Below are 20540 nucleotides of genomic sequence, written 5' to 3' on the forward strand. Positions count from 1 at the left end.
TTTGGGGCGTCTGTTGATAAGAGCGGATGGAGGCAAAGAGACCGGGCTGGGGCATTGGTCGCGGTGCTTGTTTCTTGCTACCTGTGTGGAGCCATCCCGCGAAATCACATTTTACGTACGGGATAAGACACTGTTCGATACTACGTTTCCTGACGCCAGGGTAGAGGTTGTTCAGATTGAAGATGAAGAAGATTTTTTTTCTACAGTTAATGCGCGGGACCTGGTGATCCTGGATGGTTATTCATTCGATGCTACGTATGTGGATCGCCTGAATGCACTCGGAGCGTTGATAATCTATATTGATGACCTTTTTGCACCGGGGATCAGAGCCGATGTTGTTATCAATCATTGCCCGGGGATTCAACCCGCTCTATTTGAAGATACAGCGCTTCACACCTCCTGGTTCCTGGGAGGGAAGTACAGTTTGGTCTCCAATACTTTTGCTCCTTCCTCGTACAATTTTGGTGAAAGAATAAATAATATTTTGCTATGTATGGGAGGCGCAGACCCGCATAACAAGACGGTGTCAATAGTGCAAAAGTATCGGGATTTCTTTCTGCGATTTGACAGGGTGGACATTATTGTGGGAAGTGCATATCAACATATCGAGGGGCTGAAAGCTGAATGCGGTGACCATCAGCGATTTAACATTCATAAAAACCTGGATAAAAGGTCTATTAGCAAACTCATGCAACGGGCAGGAGTGGCTGTATTACCTTCCAGCACTATGGCGCTGGAGTATGCTCATGTGGGGGGGGTGTTATACGTGGTGCAGACCGCAGAAAATCAGAAATATCTTTATAAGGGATTGTTGAGTTCAGGAACTGCACTGGACATCAGTGATGTAAATGATTTCGATTGCAGCCCGGGTTTTTATGAGAAGATAAGAAGTAAGCAACTCCGGCAATTTGACGGTCATTCACACGAGCGCTATAGCAAATTATTTCGCGAGTGTGCACTGCAGCAGCAAATGACATTGAGAAAAGCAACGATGGACGATGCCCGGGTCACCTACAAGTGGGCAACAGATAAAAATATACGCTCTCTGTCATTCTCCAGCGATGAAATTACCTGGGAGGGACACTGCAAGTGGTTTGAAAGCAAAGTCAACTCTGATCAGTGTTTTTATTATCTGGCGAAGATAAAAGAGCGGTTTGTAGGATCTGTAAGATTTGATTTATCTCATGAGAAAGCCGTAATTAACTATCTTTTAGATGTGGATTATCAGGGCCAGGGTTTGGGACGCGTTTTGCTGGCAGAAGGGATCAGACAATTGACGAAAGAGCAACGGCAAATTGAGGAGATAGTTGGATATGTAATGGACACCAATATTCCATCGATCAGAATCTTTGAAAGATTGGGATTTCAGAGAGGAGAGAGCGATATAGAACAACCAGGATCGATTAAATTCATAAAACACTCTGGAAGGATAAGATGAAAATAGAGCATGTTGAAATATCTGATAGTAGCCGTGTTTTTATTATTGCCGAGCTTTCGGCCAACCACAACGGGAAGTTAGAGAACGCTATCGAAACAATAAAAGCGGCAAAAAGAACGGGAGCGGATGCTATTAAACTGCAGACATACACGCCTGACACCATAACCATAGACTCCCGTAATGATGATTTCAGGCTAAAGCAGGGTACGATCTGGGATGGGAAGTATTTATATGATCTTTACCAGGAAGCCTACACCCCGTGGGAGTGGCATCCGGAGCTTTTCAGGGTGGCAAGAGAGGAAGGCCTCATTTGTTTTTCGTCCCCTTTTGATCCTACAGCAGTAGACCTGCTGGAGTCGTTGCACGCGCCTGCTTATAAAATAGCCTCTTTTGAGATTACAGATATTCCACTGATAGAGTATGTGGCCTCGAAAGGAAAACCTGTAATAATATCTACAGGTATTGCAGAAGAGGGGGACATCAACCTGGCTCTTGATGCGTGCAAAAGAAAAGATAATGATCAGATCGTACTGTTGAAATGTACATCAAGCTATCCTGCACCGGTTGAAGAAGCAAACCTGGCGATGATCCCTGACTTCAGACAACGTTTTGGTGTAATTAGTGGTTTGTCCGATCATACTATGGGTATAACAGTGCCGGTAGTTGCTACGGTGTTAGGGGCAAAGGTTATAGAAAAACACTTTATTCTCGACAGGTCCATAGGAGGTCCGGACGCATCTTTTTCCCTTGATGAAGTTGAGTTTAAAGCCATGGTCAAAGCTGTAAGGGAAGCCGAAGCATCTATAGGACATGTGGATTATACCCTTACGGAAAAGCAAACGAAGGGCCGCGACTTTTCGAGGTCATTATATGTAGTGAAAGACCTTAAGGAGGGTGAGGTAATAACGCAGGAGCATGTGAGGTCGATAAGGCCAGGCTTTGGTATGCATCCCAAATATCTGCCTTCCGTTTTAGGAAAAAAGGCAAAGAAAGATATAGAAAAGGGAACCCGGTTAACACCTGAAATTATTTATTGAGCGAATATTTTGCTGATGAAGGTATTAATACTGACAGATTCCTTATCGCTACCAAGGGCTTACCAGGGGGGCAAAGTGGAGTGGGAAGACACTTACGTAAGTCTGCTTAAAAGGTCGAGGCAGGATATCGAGTTCATTCAAGTGGGAATAGGTGGAGCTACAATTGCGGAATTATATAGAGCATTAAACTACTATGTTCATGCTAACCCGCAATTGATCATACTACATGCAGGTATTGTTGATTGCGCCCCGCGGGCGCTTACAAATTTTGAGAAAAAAGTTGTTTCCAGACTGGGGTTGGAAAAAGTGGTAAAAAGACTTTCCAGACGCTTGCGAAAGGCCAGGAAGCTTACTTATACAAGCAGGGACAATTTTCAAAAAACTATAAGAAGAATAAAGAATAAGTTTCTGGAATTGCCGCTGGTAAGCATTGGTATAATTCCTGCCAGGCCGGAATAAATTTATACAATACTATCTTGGAGGAAAATACCATATTTATAGATAATTCTGATTTTCCTGAAGATGGAATAACAGAAGACTTTCATCACATGAAAGAGGGTGGGCATAAATTTATTTTTAAAAAGGTAGATCTTTTGCTGAGTAGGCTTATACCACGGGCCGACAACAAGTAGTAAGACCTGAATTAGTGGATAGAATGGAACACCAAGAGTATAACCCGGAGAAAATTCTTGAAAAAATTATCGTGATAGAGCGAGATTTTCCAGTGAATGAATGGAAAATTAATGGAGTTCATTTCTGGCCTTTCCTGCGTACAGCTTTGGCATTTACCCAGCGGCAAAACTTTAATGCTACAGCAACGGGTAAAAAAAGTAGTGTTAAAAAGAAGCTGATCAAGCGGTACAGCAAGTTGATTTTTTTCCTGCCGTTTCATTTTCTTCGGTTAAAAAAAAGAATCAGAAAAGCCAAGCGACTGTTTTTAGGGGCTAAAACTCATCGTGTAAACGCTAATGGTAAGTTATACAATAAGTATTTTGACCTGGCAATAAATGACTTTAAAAGTAATGATCAGCAGTCAGTCATTCTGGATCGGGGAACTTCCCTGCGTAAGAAGGAATATCCACATAATGAAGCCTGGTTTAGTTTACCCGCCATTTACGTTATTTACGAAAGCCTGAAGCGTCTTAAGCTGATTAAACGAAATCACTATAACATCGAACTTAGCGGATATGAAGACTTTTATCAGTACGTCCTTGAAAATTTTGATTATACACAGAAACTTCTGAAGGGTTTTAGTCCGGCAACCGTAAGAAAAGGTATGACTAATTTTCATGACCGAAAGGAGTTTTTAAAACGCCTGTTCCAAAAGTCAGATATTGAAAGTTGTTATGTGCTTTGTTACTATTCATCATTATACTATCCATTGCTGGCTGCATGTAACGAGTTAGGAATCAATACTATCGATTTGCAACATGGCGGGATGGGTAGAGGCCATTTTTCTTATGACAGATGGACATCCGTGCCAGAAGATGGGTACAAGCTTTTACCACGATATTTTTGGACATGGGATGACAGTAGCTCTGCATTGATCAATAACTGGGCGGGTTCTTCGGGCTTTCACCGTGCGATAACCATGGGAAATCCCTGGCTGGAGGACTCTCTTTGTCTGATGGAAGGGGAGGCCAGGGATAAAGATTATGTGCTTTACAATATGGCTGATCTTGAGGTAGATGACTATCTGGTGAAAACCATTCTCCATTATGGAACATCAAAAAAGTGGATTTTTCGACTGCATCCCCGTCAAATTACTAAAAAAAATAAGGTGGAGCGTCAACTCCGGGAGTTGCAGATTGACCAATATGTGGTGGTGGAAGACTCAACGGAGGTTCCGTTGAGCATATCTTTACGAAATTGTTCAGCTCTTATCTCTCCATCTTCCGGTACCATTATCGAAGCTGTTCAGCTAGGGATTAAACCCGTTCTTCTTCCGGCCCCGGGTCTGAGTTATTACGATGACTATGTCAAGGAAGAGAAAGTGTTTTTATTGCACGAAAAAAGTAGTCGCGAGCTGATCAGGTTAATAGATAGTGTTCCTTCACGCGAAGTAAGAAGCGTGAAAGGCACCAGTATGACTTATAGGAATAGATTTCCGGAATTTGAGAACCTATTGAAGCGGAGTAATTAAACATTTGACCTTGCTCCATGGAGAGATAATGTATATTTGGTAGTAAATTAATCTTTGAAAATGGTGTAGCTATCGGTTTATGATAAAAAGATTGATGGAAAACATTATCTACTACCTTTATAAAAAGGGTAGAGGCATTTATAACAAAAAACGTTATGAAGCATATTATAGAAAATATAAAATAAACAGGTCTTTCCGGTTTAATGGAGAAGGAGTGCAACTCTATGGTAACGGTGCATTCATAGCGGGGGATAGTTCATATATTGGGAGCTTTTCTACAGTGCAACTTGCCGATGGCCACCACGTTGCCATCGGGAATAACTGTGCGTTGAGTCATAATGTAAGAATATATACCACCTCAATAGTGCCTGATGGTGATTGGGAAAAAGAGAAGAAAAAAAGCTATAGCAAGAGTGTGGAAATAGGTAATAACGTATGGATTGGTGCAAATGCTTTTATTAATCCGGGGGTCAAAATAGGTGATAATGCCATTGTGGGAGCGAATGCTGTGGTCACCAAAGATGTTGAAAAAAATGCCATTGTTGGCGGGGTCCCTGCCAGGCTTATCCGTTACAAGAGGCTGAATGCTTAAGAAATTATTTTCACATACAGCAATTTATGGGTTAGGGGACCAACTAAGCAAAGTAGCACATTTTTTAGCCCTTCCCCTGATTACTCAGGATCTTACTGCAACTGATTATGGCATCTCGGGTATCATAACAGCCTATACTACAGCTGTTTCAGTGTTTGCCGCACTTGGTCTTAAAGTAGTATTGGTCAATAGCTTCTTTAAATCTCCGGGACATTATAAGTGGCTCTGGCGCCAGGTGTATGGCTTTCTGGTTTTATGGAATTTCGTATATGCGGCCATACTGGCAATGATTATCTATTTCGCTGTTCCGGAGGAAGCTTTCCATGATCGGTGGCTCATTGTAATATTAAATGTTGCACCTTTGGTTTTGTTCGGGCAGACAAAGAATCTGGGAAGGACGTATTACCAGATGAATCAGCAGCCGAGGCAGGTAGCAGTACGAAATATAGTATTTGGTATTAGTACGGTTCTGTTAAATGTGTTTTTTATTAGCTATATGAAACTTGGATATATGGGGTGGTTTTGGACCAATTGCATCATTGGCATTCTTACCAGCTTATCCTATTTTTATCCCGTAAATTTTATATTGAAGATTACTCCTATTTTTAATTTTAAGTGGAGGCTAATACGGCACTCTCTGAAAGTAAGCTTGCCTACAATACCGCATTTCTATTCAGGGTATCTGTTAAACAGTTCTGATCGCCTTGTCATGGATTTGTTGAAGGTATCAACGGGCGATCTGGGTAAGTACAATGTGGCTTATACCGTTAGCGGTATTATGGGGAGTCTGGGTAACGCCAGCGCCATGTCTGTAGGACCGCTGTTGAATAAAATGTACAAGGCAGGTAATGATGAAGCGGCTAAGAAGCTCGTGATTATTCTTCAGATCATTTTTTTTGTCACTTCTTTCGGCTTGTGTATATGGATGAAAGAAGTCTTTGCTTTTCTCATTCGCAATGAAACTTTAGCAGCAATGTATCCACTCGGAATTATCATCGTAATGTCCTACAACTACAGGCCTATGTACTTCGGTGCAAATGCCAAATTGATGTTTGCAGAAAAAACCAATGTGCTATGGCGGGTAACTTTAGTTGCAGGTATTCTTAATGTTTTGCTGAATCTCATATTGATACCACTTTTTGGTTTTGAAATGGCTGCATATACAACATTTGCGGCTTTAATGTATATGGGGTATGCCGGGTTTTACTATAAAGTATTCAAAGAAATTAATTCGGTAAATTATTATCCGGCATTTTGGATTGCATTAACCGTTCTGCTGACAGTTTTAGCAATTTATTTTGTTGAATACCCGCTTTATCTGAAACTATTAATTTCCGTAGTTATGGCTTTGACCGGGATGTTCTTTATTTTTAAAATGAACAGGTCCCTGAAAGGCTTGGATTAATTGAAAGATAAAATGTCGTAATATGAATTCAACATGGCTCAGAAAGCTATTTAACTTCCTTCAAAATCAGAATACGATTTCTTTATCGGCTGAGGGAAATGTATCCCCAAAAGCTTTTTTAAAGGGGGCAAATATCAGGGGAAATGTTACAGTTGGTGAAAATTGTATCATTAAATACGCGGAAATAACAGGAAATGTGTCGATAAATAGTCATACTACTATTAACGGTCCTGGTGTACAGATACTTGCGAAAGTACATGATGTTAGCATAGGTAAATTCTGTTCTATTGCCAGAGATGTTTTAATGCAGGAATATAATCACCCTATCAATCGCATGTCTACCTACTACATCGGAAAAAACCTGTTTAAGGAGAATAGCAGAAATGAGTTGGAAAGCAAAGGATCTATAGAAATAGGTAACGATGTGTGGATTGGTGCCAAAGTAATAATACTTTCGGGGGTTAGTATCGGTGATGGCGCTATCGTGGCGGCAGGTAGTGTGGTGACGAAAGATGTGCCACCCTACGCAATAGTAGGAGGAAACCCTGCTAAAGTGATCAGGTATCGTTTTGATAAAAATATCATTGAAGAGTTGCTTAAGCTAAGATGGTGGGACTGGCCGGTTGATAGGTTAAATAGAAATCAAAAGATATTTTCACGCGAGGTAAACGAGTATACTTTTACAAAAATAGTGGATTGACATTTCTGATGAAGTACACCTTTCTCTTTAGTGGAAAGGTCATTGGAAAATTCTAAATTAGTTGATCTAAAGAGAAGAATAAATGAAGATATTGGATTGTACACTCCGTGATGGAGGATATTACACTCAGTGGGATTTTGAGAATGAATTGGTGCAAAATTATATAGACGCATTTAATCATCTTCCTGTGGATTATTTGGAAATTGGCTACAGGAGCAATGCGATGACAGAGTATTTTGGGGAGTATTTCTATTGTCCCACATACGTCCTTGAAAAAATCAGGCAGCAATCTCAAAGGAAACTGGCGATAATACTGAATGAAAAGGATGTTCGCGCAGTCGATGCCCGGTCCCTGCTTTCTCCTTGTCTCGGTTATATAGACATGATAAGAATCGCGGTTGATCCTGCCAATTTCAAGCGTGCGCTTTCATTAGCTGAGGAGGTGAGAAGTATGGGCTTTGAGTTAAGCTTCAATGTAATGTATATGTCGAAGTGGAGCGGGAACAAATGCTTTCTTGACTTTTTGCCAGAGGCTAATGGCCTTCTTGATTACTTCTATCTTGTTGATTCCTATGGTGGTGTATATCCTGAAGATGTCCGCCAGACTATTGACATGGTGAAAGAAAAGCTGGAATGCAAAATTGGTTTTCATGGTCATAATAATCTTGAGTTGGCCCTGATAAACACCCTTACTGCAATAGATTCAGGTGCAGACATTGTGGATGCTACCATAACTGGTATGGGACGGGGTGCTGGCAATTTAAAAACAGAATTGCTGTTAACGGCCCTGAATTCTAGGGATAATTTACAGGTGAACTTCAATGCTTTGAGTAATGTAGTTTCAGACTTTGAAAAATTACAGGAACAGCACGGGTGGGGAACAAATCTGCCTTATATGGTTTCCGGAGCAAATTCACTACCTCAAAAAAATGTAATGGAATGGGTAACACAACGATTCTATTCCTTTAACAGTATTATTCGTGCTCTGCAAAATCAGAAGAGTGGTGTTCAGGACAACGAACATTTACCGGTATTTGAAGCTCCAAAGAAGTACAGACAGGTACTTATTGTCGGAGGAGGACCCAATGCGATAAAGCACAGTCAGGCAGTTCAGGAATACGTTAAGTCGCAGGAGGACATCTGTATTATTCATGCCAGCTCAAAAAATGCAAAAGCTTACCGCGACTTGTCTGTTGATCAGTTTTTTTGTCTTGTAGGTAGTGAAGGACATAGGCTCGAAAAAGTTTTTGAAGATTTTGGTGACTTTAAAGGGGCATGTATACTGCCACCATTCCCAAGAAAAATGGGCACATATATTCCTGATGCCGTGAAAAAGGGCACCTATGAGTTGGCCAAAATTGATTTTACTAACAAACTGACCGATACCCACACAGCACTGGCGCTGCAAACGTCAATTGAGCTTGGGGCGGAGAAAATAGTAATAACCGGATATGATGGTTACCAGGAGTCGACACTAACTCAACTGGAAAGAAGCCTATCGGAGGAGAATGAATACCTGTTCAGCGCCTTTATTGAGGCCTATAAAATTGATGTGAAGTTTATAACCCCTACCAACTATAAAGGGCTTCCGGTGAGCTCTGTTTATTCTTTTTTAACATGAGTAATCAAAGCATAACATTTTTTTTGCCTACCAGAAAGGGAAGTGAAAGGGTAATTGATAAAAATACCAGGCCATTTTCGTCCATTTCCGGGGGAATTCTGGAGTTGAAGCTCAGGCAGTTAATGGACACCAGGTCGATTGAGAAGGTAGTGCTTTCTACTAATGACGAAGCCTCTATGAGGATTGCGGGAGAAATTGATCCTCGGGAAGATAAAATAGTTGTAGTACCCCGTCCGGAACAGCTTTGTTTAAGTTCCACCCCTTTGGTTGATCTGATAAAATATGTACCTTCTATAGTAGAAACGGAGCACATCATTTGGGGGCATGTTACAACACCCTTTGTAGACGGATCTGATTACGATCAGGGGATCGGGATGTATTTCAAAGCTATAAAAAACGGGTACGATTCATTGGTTAGCGTCTTACCCTTTCAAAACTTTTTACTCACAAAACCTGAGGGAAAGATATACAATTATAGTGGTGGAGGTACGAAATGGCCTCGTACTCAGGACCTGGAGCCTCTTTATGAAGTGAATCATGCCATGTTTATTACAAAAAGGGAGGTATACATAAATCAAAGTGACAGGATTGGGGCAAAGCCTTTTTTATTTGAGATGGGCAAGTTGAAGTCTATAGATATCGATTGGGAAGAGGATTTTAAAATTGCGGAAGTTATATATGAAAAACTTTACCAGAGCTAAAACAATACTTTGGGACTTTGATGGAGTGCTATTGAATTCGATGTCCGTGAGGGATAGGGGCTTTGAATTAGTACTTAAAGATTACCCAAAAGAGAAAGTTGATAATCTTTTGGATTTCCACAGAAAAAATGGGGGACTCAGTAGGTATGTTAAGTTTCGCTACTTCATTGAGAGGGAACTCGGGGAATTTGCTACCGAAGAAAGGGTACAGCAAATGGCTGATCAATTTTCAGGCATAATGCTTGACCAGCTAAAAAAGCCAGAGCTCTTGATTGATGATAGCCTGAGATTTGTTAAAAGGAACTATCAGAGAATTAACATGCATATTGTATCAGGCTCCGATGGACAAGAGCTTAATATCCTTTGTGAAAGCCTGGGTATCAATAAATACTTCAAGTCTATACTGGGCTCACCTACTCCCAAGAATGAATTGATTAGGCATATTATGTCAGAATATAAATATGATCCTGCAGCTACCGTTATGGTAGGAGATTCTATCAATGACTATGAAGCTGCAAAACAAAATAATATAGCATTTTATGCTTACAACAACAACAGGTTGAAAGCCAATCACGACTATATCGAATCCTTCGAAACGTTGCAATGAGAAATCGGGAAATAATCTTAGTGGTAGTTAATAATTCACTCGGAGAGGTTCATTTTATTCTTCCTTACCTGATCAAAGCAAGGAAAGAATGTGATCTGGACATCTACTTTTACTTTGTTAACAGCAAAATTTATGATAAAACAGTCAATGACACTTTTTTCTATGATCAGATCAGTCAAAATGCTTCCATACTCAAACCGAGCGAAATCTTTTCTTTTCTTTTAAAGAAGAGAAAAAGGGTAAGTTTGATACTTAAAGACACCACCCCGGTAAGTTCAAGTAATATAGTGGTGAAGATTCGACATTGCTGTCCCTATGCAAAACTTATTTTTTTTCCACATGCATATGCATTGCTTGGATACAAAGAGCAAGGGCGGAATGAGAACTATGTGTATAAAAAGGAGGATGAGGTAGCTGATTATGTACTATATGGTCACCCATTTGACAAGCCGTGGCTAAGGCAACGGTTTCCCGAACGTAAGTTAGTTTTCTCCGGGGCATTAGGCTATACATCCTGGTGGAGGGCCTACGTATCTTCTTATGTTGAAGCAAATCTTAAGAACCCTGCTACTACCGATGGAAAGAGTATGGTCGTACTTTTCACAATCAGAGATGTACATCGTATTTACCTGAACGCCGAAAACTTTGAGTACCTGTTTCGCACGGCCTTAAAAGTGTTATTTGATAGTACCAATCATTTTGTTATCATAAAGCCGCATCCAAGACAAAATATAAATTCATTAGAATCTTTTCTGTCGGGCTATGATTCCAACCGGTATACAATTCAATACCACAATACATTTGTGCTGGCGTGTCTTGCCGACATCAACTTGTCCTTTTGGTCCTCTGCTGTCACAGATTGTTTGGCTATGGGGGTGCCAGCTCTTGAATTTCATAAATTTCATGTACCCTTCAGTCAGACGGTAGAGAGTGAAGGAGGGCTGGAATCTTTTTATACACATTTAGGACTGGCTGAAAAAGTAACCTCAGGCGAGGAGTTGGAAGGTCTGCTAAAGCTCAATGAGCAGGGTTTATCAAAAATGTTACGGAAACAACAGAAAACCTTCTACAAGATTTTCCCGGATGATCAGGTAGGATTTAATAACTTTAAGGCTTTAATTAACAGAGAAGAACGGAGTGGCTACACGATGAACAGATCTGCCAAATCGTTATTCTACTTTTTTTTGAAATCCATTTATAGGAAGTTAAAACCAGTTTGATCTTATTTGAAGGCAATGCAATTGAAAGGAAAGAAAATATTGATTACCGGTGCAGATGGCTTTATTGGAAGTCACCTGACGGAAAGGCTTTTTGAAGAGGGATGTCACGTACGGGCATTTGCCTACTATAACTCTTTCAACAGTTGGGGATGGCTGGATACGTTTTCCAAAGATAAGTTAGATCAAATGGAGATATTCACCGGCGATATAAGGGATCCTAATGGAGTAAGAACAGCGATGAAAGGCATTGAGGTCGTATTTCATCTTGCTGCATTGATAGCAATACCATACAGTTATCACTCGCCAGATTCATATGTCGACACAAATATAAAGGGTACTCTAAACGTCTTGCAGGCAGCTCGTGACCTTAATATTGAAAGGGTGCTGGTAACTTCTACTTCTGAAGTCTACGGGACCGCACAGTTTGTGCCTATTACTGAACAGCACCCAAAGCAGGGGCAGTCCCCTTATTCCGCCTCTAAAATTGGAGCAGATTTTATGGCCGAATCATTTTTCAGAAGCTTTGAATTGCCGGTAGTAATAATTCGCCCGTTTAATACATATGGCCCCCGTCAATCTGCAAGAGCAGTTATCCCAACAATCATTAGCCAATTGCTCAACGGAGCAGAGCAGATAAAACTCGGGGATACCACACCTACAAGAGATCTGCTCTTTGTTAAAGATACTGTTAATGGTTTTGTCGAAATAGCAAAAACCGAAGCATTATTGGGGCACGAGGTAAACATTGCAACACAATCTGAAATATCAATTGGTGACCTCGCCCGGGAGATAATTGATCAGATAAATCCAGCAGCCGAAATAGTTACCGATAGCCAGCGTTTGAGGCCGGAAAAAAGTGAGGTCTTTCGATTATTTGGATCAAACGAGAAGATAAAGCGGTATACTTCATGGGAGTTGAACTACTCACTGAAGCAAGGTTTGACAGAAACCATAAGCTGGTTTAAAAATAGTGAGAACCTGGCACGCTATAAGCCGGAAATATATAATCTTTAGGTGAATTCAATGAAGAAGAACGATCAGGTAAAGCATAGTGTCCTTATTATAGCAGAAGCAGGGGTCAATCATAATGGAGATATGCGAAAAGCCAAAGAATTGATTGATGTTGCTGCCGATGCAGGAGCAGACTTCGTAAAATTCCAAACTTTTAAAGCCGACAGATTGGTAGCAAAAGATGCAAAAAAAGCATCATATCAGGTACAAAATGAACCGGAACAGTCCAATGACCAATATACTATGCTGAAGAGCCTGGAGTTGAGTGAAGATGATCATATGGTTCTTTCCAGGTATGCTCAGAGCAGGAATATCGGTTTTCTTTCTACTGGGTTTGATGAAGAAAGCATAGATTTTCTGAATGATTCTCTTAACATTCCTTTTTTTAAGGTTCCTTCCGGGGAGATTACCAACAAGCCTTATTTACAGCATCTGGCCAAAAAAGGAAAACCGGTTATTTTATCTACCGGCATGGCGGATATGGAGGAGGTGAGAGCTGCTGTCAACGTACTGATAAACGGAGGACTCAAAAAAAGTTCAATTACTTTGTTGCATTGCAATACGGAGTATCCTACTCCCATGGAAGATGTTAATCTTATGGCGATGTTGAGTATGAAAAAGGATTTTGAAATTGAAGTAGGATATTCTGATCATACATTGGGTATCGAGGTACCCATTGCAGCAGTAGCCCTGGGGGCCAGGGTGATAGAGAAACATTTTACGCTGGACAGAAATATGCCTGGACCAGATCATAAAGCATCCCTGGAGCCTATGGAATTAAGAGCGATGGTTATGGCCGTAAGAAATATTGAAAAGGCTATTGGTGGTAGCGGTATAAAGTCTCCTTCTCAGTCGGAGGTAGCTAATAAAGTGGCGGCAAGAAAGAGCATTCATATTAAGCAAAGCGTAGGAAAGGGGGCAATAATAACAAGAGAAAATATTGTTATGAAGCGCCCGGGTGATGGAATATCCCCGATGGACGTAGATTTGATAATTGGTAAAAAAGTGGTTCGGGATATTGCGGCTGGAAACAAGATAATCTGGAAGGACTTAGACGAATGAAAAATATTGCAGTACTAACGAGCTCCAGAGCAGATTACGGTATATATAAACCTTTATTGAAGGCTCTGAAAGAACATAAAGAATGTCAACTAAGTGTTATTGCTTTTGGTACACATCTTTCCCCTTTTCATGGGCACACAGTCAATCAAATACTAGAAGATGGGTTTTCAGTAGATTATCGGATCAATTCACTGTTAATCAATGACGATGCAAACTCCATATCTACCGCTGTAGCGCTCACAAGCCTTAAGTTTGCCGAATTCTGGCAAAATCATGCTCAAGACTTTGATGCGGTTTTTTGCCTTGGCGACCGTTATGAAATGTTTGCGGCTGTTACCTCCGGTATACCTTATGGAATTAAGTTTGCTCATCTGCATGGTGGAGAAACCACGCTTGGCGCTATAGACAATATATACCGGCATGCAATTAGTCTCGCATCACATTGGCATTTCACAGCTCACGACTCTTTTAGTGAAAGAATTGCTCAAATTATAGGTTCAAGAGACCGTGTAATTACCGTTGGGGCGTTAGGATTGGATAACCTGGAAAACTTATGCCTGCTATCCAAAGAAGAGTTTTTTAAAAAATGGAATATAGATATAAACATTCCAAGTATACTAATAACCGTTCATCCGGAAACGGTTGATATAAAGCACATGGAGCAGCGTAATGACGCGTTGATTAACGCGTTGAACCAGCTTGTTAAGAAATATCAATTGATAATTACCATGCCCAATGCTGATACTTTTGGCACTGAATTAAGACGTAGAATTCTGACTTTTAGGGAGAAGTATGTAAATGAATTAAAATTGGTGGAAAATTTCGGCACACAAAGTTATTTTACCTGTATGAAATACTCTTCATTTCTTTTGGGAAATACTTCAAGTGGTATTATTGAAGCGGCCTCATTTCAAAAATATGTCATAAACTTGGGAGATCGACAGAAGGGAAGAATGTCAGGAGACAATGTGGTTCATGTGCCTTTTGGCGAAAAACTAATTTTAAATGCTGTTGGTCAGATCGAGAAGAAGCAGCAGTATGAGGGTGGTAATATCTATTACCAGGGAGGGGCAGTAAAGAAAATATTAAAAGAAATTTTTAGATAGGTGCAGAATATAGAAAAACATTTAATATTGACCGGTTCCCCAATCAAGAGTGCACTGGCCAAGCTAAATCAATTGGCTGCTGATGCAATACTTTTTGTAGTAGACCAGGACCAACGGTTAATTGGTTCTCTTACTGATGGAGATATTCGCAGGGGCTTTTTGAAGAACCTCAATTTAGATAATGTGGTAAATGATTTCCTGCAGCCCAACCCTCGATTTGTTCGTAAGGGAGACGACAATATCCTTAAAGTAATAGAGTTCAGAAATAAGCAGTTTAGAATTCTTCCGGTTTTAGATGGTAATAACCGTGTTATTAATATTATTAATTTTCGGTTTTTTAAATCCTATTTGCCGGTGGATGCGATCATAATGGCGGGAGGAAGAGGTGTTCGGCTGCGGCCTTTGACGGATAAAATACCAAAGCCATTACTGCATGTAGGTGATAAACCCATTATTGAACATAATCTTGACAGGCTTATTAGCTATGGCATAGATGATGTATGGATATCGATAAGGTATCGTGGAGACCAGATTAAGGAGTATTTGGGTGACGGAGATAGTAAGAATATTAAAATAGAATACATTTGGGAAGATGAGCCATTAGGTACGATAGGAGCAGTGAGTAAAATATCTAATTTGCAACACGACAATATTCTTGTCACCAACTCAGATTTACTTACAGACCTGGATTATGAAGATTTTTTCCTGGATTTTTTAAACAGTAAGGCGGATCTGAGCGTGGTTACTATACCATATGCCGTAAAAGTACCATATGCGGTTCTGGAAACCAGTAATAACCATGTACTTTCATTTAAAGAAAAGCCTACATATACCTACTATTCCAATGGTGGTATTTACCTGTTGAAGAGGCATGTGTTGAAGTACATACCTAAAGAATCTTTCTATAACGCCACGGACCTTATGGAGCACTTGATCAATAATGGAATGAAGGTCAATTCATATCCTCTTAGGGGGTACTGGTTGGATATCGGCAACCCGGAGGATTTTAAAAAGGCCCAGGAAGATATAAACCACCTAAGCTTGTAATGGAAATTTTAGTAACTATATGTGCAAGGGGAGGGTCTAAAGGCATCCCTGACAAAAATATCAAAGTTATAAACGGGCTGCCTCTAATCGCCTATTCTATATTGCTGGCCCGTCAAATTAAGGATAAATACGGTGCAGATATTGCTCTATCTACAGATAGTGCCAGGTATAAAGATGTTGCAGCTGAATATGGCCTTAAAGCCGAATATACCCGGCCGCAGGATTTGGCTACTGATGGCGCAGGGAAAATTGGAGTAATCCGCGATGTCAAGGAGTTTGAGGAAAGAAAGAGGCAGAAGAAGTATGATTATGTGATCGACCTGGAAGTTACTTCCCCGCTTCGTAACCTCGATGACATAGAGGTTGCCTTGGAAAAATTGATTGCTAATGAAGAGGCGCATATAATCGTGGGTGTGAGCCCGGTAACCAAAAACCCTTACTACAACATGTGGGAGAAAAAAGAGGATGGCTTTTGGGGACTTTCAAAACCCACTTCAGACAATATCCTCGCCCGTCAAAAATCTCCGAAGGTATATGCTTCCAATGGGATGCTATATATCATGAGACATACTTTTTTTGATTATGGTTACAAATCCATTGTCACAGATAAAACTGAAGTATATGTCTCCCCCCACATCTGTTTTGATCTGGATGAAATGATTGATTTTTATTTCATGGATTTTGTGTTGTCCAATAACAAACTGGATTTTAAATTGGGATTTAATGAGTGATAATAAAGGAATAGTTATTGTTACAGGAGGTTGCGGATTACTTGGACGAGCAATATTACATGATCTGAGGAAAAAAGGCTATGTGGCCATTAACTTTGATGTTAGCATCGAAAGTAACCTGGATGATCATAATGTTCACTGTGATGTAACTGATGATCTTTCCATCAGGGAAAGCGTAGATCTTGTATTAAGAAACTATGAGCGAATTGACGGATTGGTTAATAATGCGTATCCAAGAACCTCTGACTGGGGAGTGGCATTTGAGGAAGATGACCTGACTTCGTGGAGGAAGAATGTTGATATTCAGATGAATAGCTATGTGGCCTGCTGCCAGACAGTTTTAAAAGCAATGAAAAAACAAGCATCGGGAGGAGCAGTTGTTAACATAGCTTCTATATATGGTGTCGTTGGGAATGACTTTACCATTTATGAAAATACGACAATAAAACCACCTGCAGCCTATTCTGCAATCAAAGGTGGTCTGATCAATTTTACGAGATATCTCGCCTCCTTTTACGGGCAACATAACATTCGGGTTAACTGTGTGTCACCTGGGGGGATTTATGATCATCAACCCGAAGCTTTTGTGAAAGCGTATGAGCATAAGGTTCCAATGAAAAGAATGGGAAAGCCCGAAGATATATCTCCGGCTGTTAGTTTTCTGCTTTCTGAAGAAGCCCGATATATAACAGGACAAAATTTGATAGTTGATGGTGGATGGACCGCAATATAGCATACAGGCTTTCTTAAACTCATGACCAATATCAGCGATAAAATATCAGCCATTGAAAAGCAATTGGATATCACGGGATACAGGTTCGGAGAAGAGGACGTCTGGCCTGTTATTCGCATAGCTATTTACCTGAGCTCCACGAAGTCGACTTCAGGAGGAAGAGTATCTCCATTAAAGAGGTTGAACTTTTTATTAGCAGGCGGTTGGCACTTTCTCAAAAATCAGGTCCTTAACTTAACCCCTGGTAAGCACGAAGTCGCTTTGGTTACCACAAGCCATTACAAGGTAGTGGAAAATGGACGTGTCTATGATCGTATTATCGATCCTGTACTCAGATATTTGACGGATAAAGGAAAAAAATTTAGAGTCTTTGAATTTACGGGGAAATACGCATATGATAAAGACATAAATTATCGAAAAAATTTACGTCCAATACATCAGGAAGTGTACTTTTTTTCATTAATGAAACGAATATTCCGCAGGTCAAATTATAAACTGACAGGCGATATTAGTGCACTAAACAACCTTCTTCAAGTTTACGAGATCAACTTCTCAATAGATACAAGCTTTATAAAAAAGCTTGAACTAATTTTTCTTCAGGCCGATTATTTCCAAATGGTGCTTAGGAAATCCGGTGTTAAACATTTGTTTGTTGTGTGCTACTATGATGCTAAATGTTTCAGTTTTATGTTAGCAGCCAATCGCCTAGGACTTCAGACCATCGATCTGCAGCATGGCGTCCAGGGAAAGCAGCACATGGCATACGCAAAATGGCCCCTTGATACTTTATGTCGCGCCAAATTCTTACCCACCCATTTCTATGTTTGGGACCGCAGTTCATTTAACGCCATTCTTGAATGGAGACAGGATGCAGATAAGATACTCTTAGGATCAAATAAATGGTTTGAAGAGCGTGCAAAGAAAGTATCAAATGATACTATTCTGTTGAGCCTGCAGCCTATTGATGACTTTTTGCCCGATTATGTTCTCTCTTTGATTAAGGGCTACACTGGTAATAAAAAGTGGTATGCTCGTCTCCACCCCAGGCAGATAGATGAAATAGATAAAATAGAAAGCCTTTTTGCCAGGGAAGGTTTACTTGAAAAAGTGGATGTCAGGAAGGCTTCTCACACACCTTTGACCGATTTGCTACAACATACCGCCATACATATAACTTTCTATTCAAGTGTGGCCATAGAGGCTGGTTACTTTCAGATTCCGACTTATTTCTTAAGTGAAAAAGGCATGTCATATTTTACTGATTCTCTCGATGAGAAACTAATCTACTGCTATCCAAAAGACGACTTTACTGAAGTTCTTGCGAAACTCGACACTATCCCGGCGGATGCCGAAAAGCACGAGGATAGAATTAATACTCTAGACCGGTTGTTCTATGACTAATAAGCCTCTTAGTTTAAGCGTAGTAATACCTGTAAAGGATAGGCAAGAGGCTTTAATGAGGGCAATTGCCTCTGTTAAAGCTCAGAGCTACCCAGTGAGCAATATTATCGTTGTTGACGATGGCTCTGCAGAGGAGGTTGGTCCGATACTTAAGAAAAAATATCCTGACGTAATTTATTTGAGGAACAGCGAATCTCAGGGAGCACCATTTTCCCGTAACAGAGGTTGGAAGCATGCCGGTTCTGAATTGATTGCATTTCTTGATAGTGATGATGAGATGAAGCCGGATAATTTGTCCAGAAAAGTAGGTATGCTCATCGAACAAGGTCTGGATATGGTGATAGGCTCAATAGAGCTAAATGAGAACGGTAAAGTGTCACCTCAAAAATTTAAAATTACCCCTGACAGGCCTTTGCGTGATCATTTACTACTAAATACACCGTTTGATGCGCGAACATCTACGTTTGTTATAAAACGTCAGGTTTTGGAAAGCATATCCTTTGATCATAACTTAAAAAAACATCAAGACTGGGATCTTTTTATTAATGTTGATTATCACTACAATGTTGGGTATACCAATTACTGTGATACCACCCTTCATATAGCTTCCGATGATAGAATAAGTAGTAAGCTGCAACATGAATCAACAAAGTATTTCATAACAAAAAATCAAACAAAAGTATCGGACCAGGCCATGTTTATGTTTTTGCTCAAAATGTTATACAAATCACAAATCAGGAGGGATCATGAGGGTACTACACTCTACCGGACCCTACTGGCTGGATATAAGCGCAAGGTCAATTTTACTAGTGAAATCATCATATTTCTTGTAAAGTATAAGATACTAAACGTAAGTTTACTTCAGAAACTGAAGAAACTGTTGAAAAGCTAGGGAATGGGGAAAAGAATACTCTTAGTTGTTGGTTCACTGAAAACAGGAGGAGCTGAACGTGTAACAGTGATAACAGGAGCCGAGTTGCAAAAGCGGGGATATGACGTGCACTATGTACTACAACGAAATATCATAGAGTTACCCAATGATATTCCAGATGATAAAATTCATATCTTAAGAAAAAGAAATTCCCAAAATAAATTCTATAAATTTTACGCCCTTTTTATAAAATTATTTTTTGTATGTCTCCGGGTGAGGCCTGCCTATGTTATTGCCTTCAGTCGTGTGAGTAGTTTTCTTGCTTGCTTTACTTTCCATAGAAAAATAATAGCAAGATTCGATGCTAATCCTTATATCCTGAGTAAAAAGCAGCACCGATATGCAGACTTTGTTTTTAAATGGCCATTTATCCGTAAGGTGGTTGTACCTTCCACCGGAATGTATGATGCCGTGTCGATGGAAAGAGCTCGGTATAAAGAGAAGTTAGTTATTATTCCGAACTCTTTGGACGTTGTAAAAGTTACCACTTTGGCAGATGCACCGGCGGCTTTTATTTCCGCTGACAAGTTTATATGTGCTATGGGCAGACTTAGTGAAGATAAAAACTTCGAACTTTTGTTAAATGCGTTCGCCAAAAGTGAAGTTAGAAACCTGTATAAGCTGGTTATTATTGGTGATGGGAGACTAAAGCAAAAATTACATGGGATGGTTTCTTCTTTAAATATCACCGAAAGGGTAATATTTTTGGGTTACCTGAAGAATCCATACCCGGTTCTGAAACAGGCAGACTTTTTAGTTAACACATCTATTAAGGAGAGTTTTTGTAACGTTATTCTGGAAGCTTTGGCTTTGTCTTTACCGGTTGTAGCTACAGATTGCACTTATGGGCCTTCGGATATGGTTAAAAATAATGTGAATGGTTATTTGATTCCAACCAACGATGAGGCTGCACTTATTAAGATGTTGGACAAGATTGCTTTTGACTCCAACACAATAGAAAAACTTAGAAATGCCACAAAAAGCAGCATAACTTCATTTGAATTAAATAACGTTATACAGCAATGGATAGATTTACTCAAATAGGATAAGGTAA

20 protein-coding genes and 1 pseudogene are annotated in these 20540 nt (G+C 40.1%); all 21 read left to right on the plus strand.

Going from position 1 to position 20540, the window contains the following annotated elements; genetic code table 11:
* The first annotated feature begins 1 nt into the window (after position 1).
* The 21 genes and pseudogenes from C900_RS15370 to C900_RS15465 all read left to right on the plus strand — a co-directional run bounded on the left by C900_RS15370 (position 2) and on the right by C900_RS15465 (position 20530).
* Positions 2–1438 (plus strand): bifunctional UDP-2,4-diacetamido-2,4,6-trideoxy-beta-L-altropyranose hydrolase/GNAT family N-acetyltransferase, encoded by a 1437-nt coding sequence (locus C900_RS15370; protein WP_009580946.1) that lies wholly within the window; start codon positions 2–4, stop codon positions 1436–1438.
* Positions 1435–2475 carry a pseudaminic acid synthase gene (pseI, locus tag C900_RS15375; RefSeq protein ID WP_009580947.1) on the plus strand — a complete coding sequence of 347 codons (1041 nt, stop codon included), beginning with the start codon at positions 1435–1437 and terminating at the stop codon, positions 2473–2475. The genes C900_RS15370 and pseI overlap by 4 nt, the downstream gene beginning before the upstream one ends.
* 15 nt (positions 2476–2490) lie before the next feature.
* Positions 2491–2934: an SGNH/GDSL hydrolase family protein gene (locus tag C900_RS15380; protein WP_009580948.1), complete on the plus strand. Its 444-nt coding sequence runs from the start codon at positions 2491–2493 to the stop codon at positions 2932–2934.
* A 17-nt stretch (positions 2935–2951) separates the two neighbouring features.
* The gene (locus tag C900_RS29930) at positions 2952–3107 is read left to right on the plus strand and encodes a hypothetical protein (RefSeq protein WP_009580949.1); all 156 of its coding nucleotides are present in this window, start codon (positions 2952–2954) and stop codon (positions 3105–3107) included.
* 23 nt (positions 3108–3130) lie between these two features.
* On the plus strand, positions 3131–4618 hold the full coding sequence (locus C900_RS15385; RefSeq protein WP_040496888.1) for an ATP-binding protein: 1488 nt from the start codon (positions 3131–3133) through the stop codon (positions 4616–4618).
* A gap of 79 nt (positions 4619–4697) precedes the next feature.
* On the plus strand, positions 4698–5210 hold the full coding sequence (locus tag C900_RS15390) for an acyltransferase (RefSeq protein ID WP_221408139.1): 513 nt from the start codon (positions 4698–4700) through the stop codon (positions 5208–5210).
* Positions 5203–6615 carry a lipopolysaccharide biosynthesis protein gene (locus tag C900_RS15395; protein ID WP_009580952.1) on the plus strand — a complete coding sequence of 471 codons (1413 nt, stop codon included), beginning with the start codon at positions 5203–5205 and terminating at the stop codon, positions 6613–6615. Before C900_RS15390 ends, C900_RS15395 begins: the two co-directional genes overlap by 8 nt.
* Before the next feature lie 406 nt (positions 6616–7021).
* Positions 7022–7315: pseudogene (locus tag C900_RS31040) on the plus strand (CatB-related O-acetyltransferase); the annotation flags it as partial.
* Positions 7316–7397: 82 nt separating this feature from the next.
* A complete protein-coding gene (locus tag C900_RS15405) occupies positions 7398–8936 on the plus strand; it encodes an aldolase catalytic domain-containing protein (RefSeq protein ID WP_009580954.1) in 1539 nt (512 codons plus the stop codon).
* Positions 8933–9637, plus strand: coding sequence for an acylneuraminate cytidylyltransferase family protein (locus C900_RS15410; RefSeq protein ID WP_040496889.1), 705 nt, complete (start codon positions 8933–8935; stop codon positions 9635–9637). Before C900_RS15405 ends, C900_RS15410 begins: the two co-directional genes overlap by 4 nt.
* Complete coding sequence (locus tag C900_RS15415; protein WP_040496890.1) at positions 9615–10244, plus strand: HAD family hydrolase; 630 nt, start codon at positions 9615–9617, stop codon at positions 10242–10244. The genes C900_RS15410 and C900_RS15415 overlap by 23 nt, the downstream gene beginning before the upstream one ends.
* A complete protein-coding gene (locus C900_RS15420; RefSeq protein ID WP_009580957.1) occupies positions 10241–11464 on the plus strand; it encodes a glycosyltransferase family protein in 1224 nt (407 codons plus the stop codon). Before C900_RS15415 ends, C900_RS15420 begins: the two co-directional genes overlap by 4 nt.
* A 15-nt stretch (positions 11465–11479) precedes the next feature.
* Positions 11480–12478, plus strand: coding sequence for an NAD-dependent 4,6-dehydratase LegB (locus C900_RS15425; RefSeq protein ID WP_009580958.1), 999 nt, complete (start codon positions 11480–11482; stop codon positions 12476–12478).
* 9 nt (positions 12479–12487) lie between these two features.
* Positions 12488–13537: an N-acetylneuraminate synthase gene (neuB, locus tag C900_RS15430; RefSeq protein ID WP_009580959.1), complete on the plus strand. Its 1050-nt coding sequence runs from the start codon at positions 12488–12490 to the stop codon at positions 13535–13537.
* On the plus strand, positions 13534–14643 hold the full coding sequence (gene neuC / locus C900_RS15435; RefSeq protein WP_040496891.1) for a UDP-N-acetylglucosamine 2-epimerase: 1110 nt from the start codon (positions 13534–13536) through the stop codon (positions 14641–14643). Before neuB ends, neuC begins: the two co-directional genes overlap by 4 nt.
* A 27-nt stretch (positions 14644–14670) precedes the next feature.
* A complete protein-coding gene (locus C900_RS15440) occupies positions 14671–15690 on the plus strand; it encodes a nucleotidyltransferase family protein (RefSeq protein ID WP_009580961.1) in 1020 nt (339 codons plus the stop codon).
* Entirely contained in the window at positions 15690–16421 is a 732-nt protein-coding gene (locus tag C900_RS15445) for an acylneuraminate cytidylyltransferase family protein (protein ID WP_009580962.1), read from the plus strand. The genes C900_RS15440 and C900_RS15445 overlap by 1 nt, the downstream gene beginning before the upstream one ends.
* Positions 16414–17154 carry an SDR family oxidoreductase gene (locus tag C900_RS15450; RefSeq protein ID WP_009580963.1) on the plus strand — a complete coding sequence of 247 codons (741 nt, stop codon included), beginning with the start codon at positions 16414–16416 and terminating at the stop codon, positions 17152–17154. Before C900_RS15445 ends, C900_RS15450 begins: the two co-directional genes overlap by 8 nt.
* A 21-nt stretch (positions 17155–17175) precedes the next feature.
* Complete coding sequence (locus tag C900_RS15455) at positions 17176–18555, plus strand: hypothetical protein (protein ID WP_009580964.1); 1380 nt, start codon at positions 17176–17178, stop codon at positions 18553–18555.
* Positions 18548–19447, plus strand: a complete 900-nt coding sequence (locus tag C900_RS15460; protein ID WP_040496893.1) for a glycosyltransferase family 2 protein — start codon at positions 18548–18550, stop codon at positions 19445–19447. Before C900_RS15455 ends, C900_RS15460 begins: the two co-directional genes overlap by 8 nt.
* Before the next feature lie 3 nt (positions 19448–19450).
* Positions 19451–20530: a glycosyltransferase gene (locus C900_RS15465; RefSeq protein WP_009580968.1), complete on the plus strand. Its 1080-nt coding sequence runs from the start codon at positions 19451–19453 to the stop codon at positions 20528–20530.
* Positions 20531–20540: the final 10 nt, after the last annotated feature.

Origin of the sequence: Fulvivirga imtechensis AK7 (genome assembly GCF_000331535.1) — a bacterium.
In the GTDB taxonomy this organism is placed as follows: Bacteria; Bacteroidota; Bacteroidia; order Cytophagales; family Cyclobacteriaceae; genus Fulvivirga; species Fulvivirga imtechensis.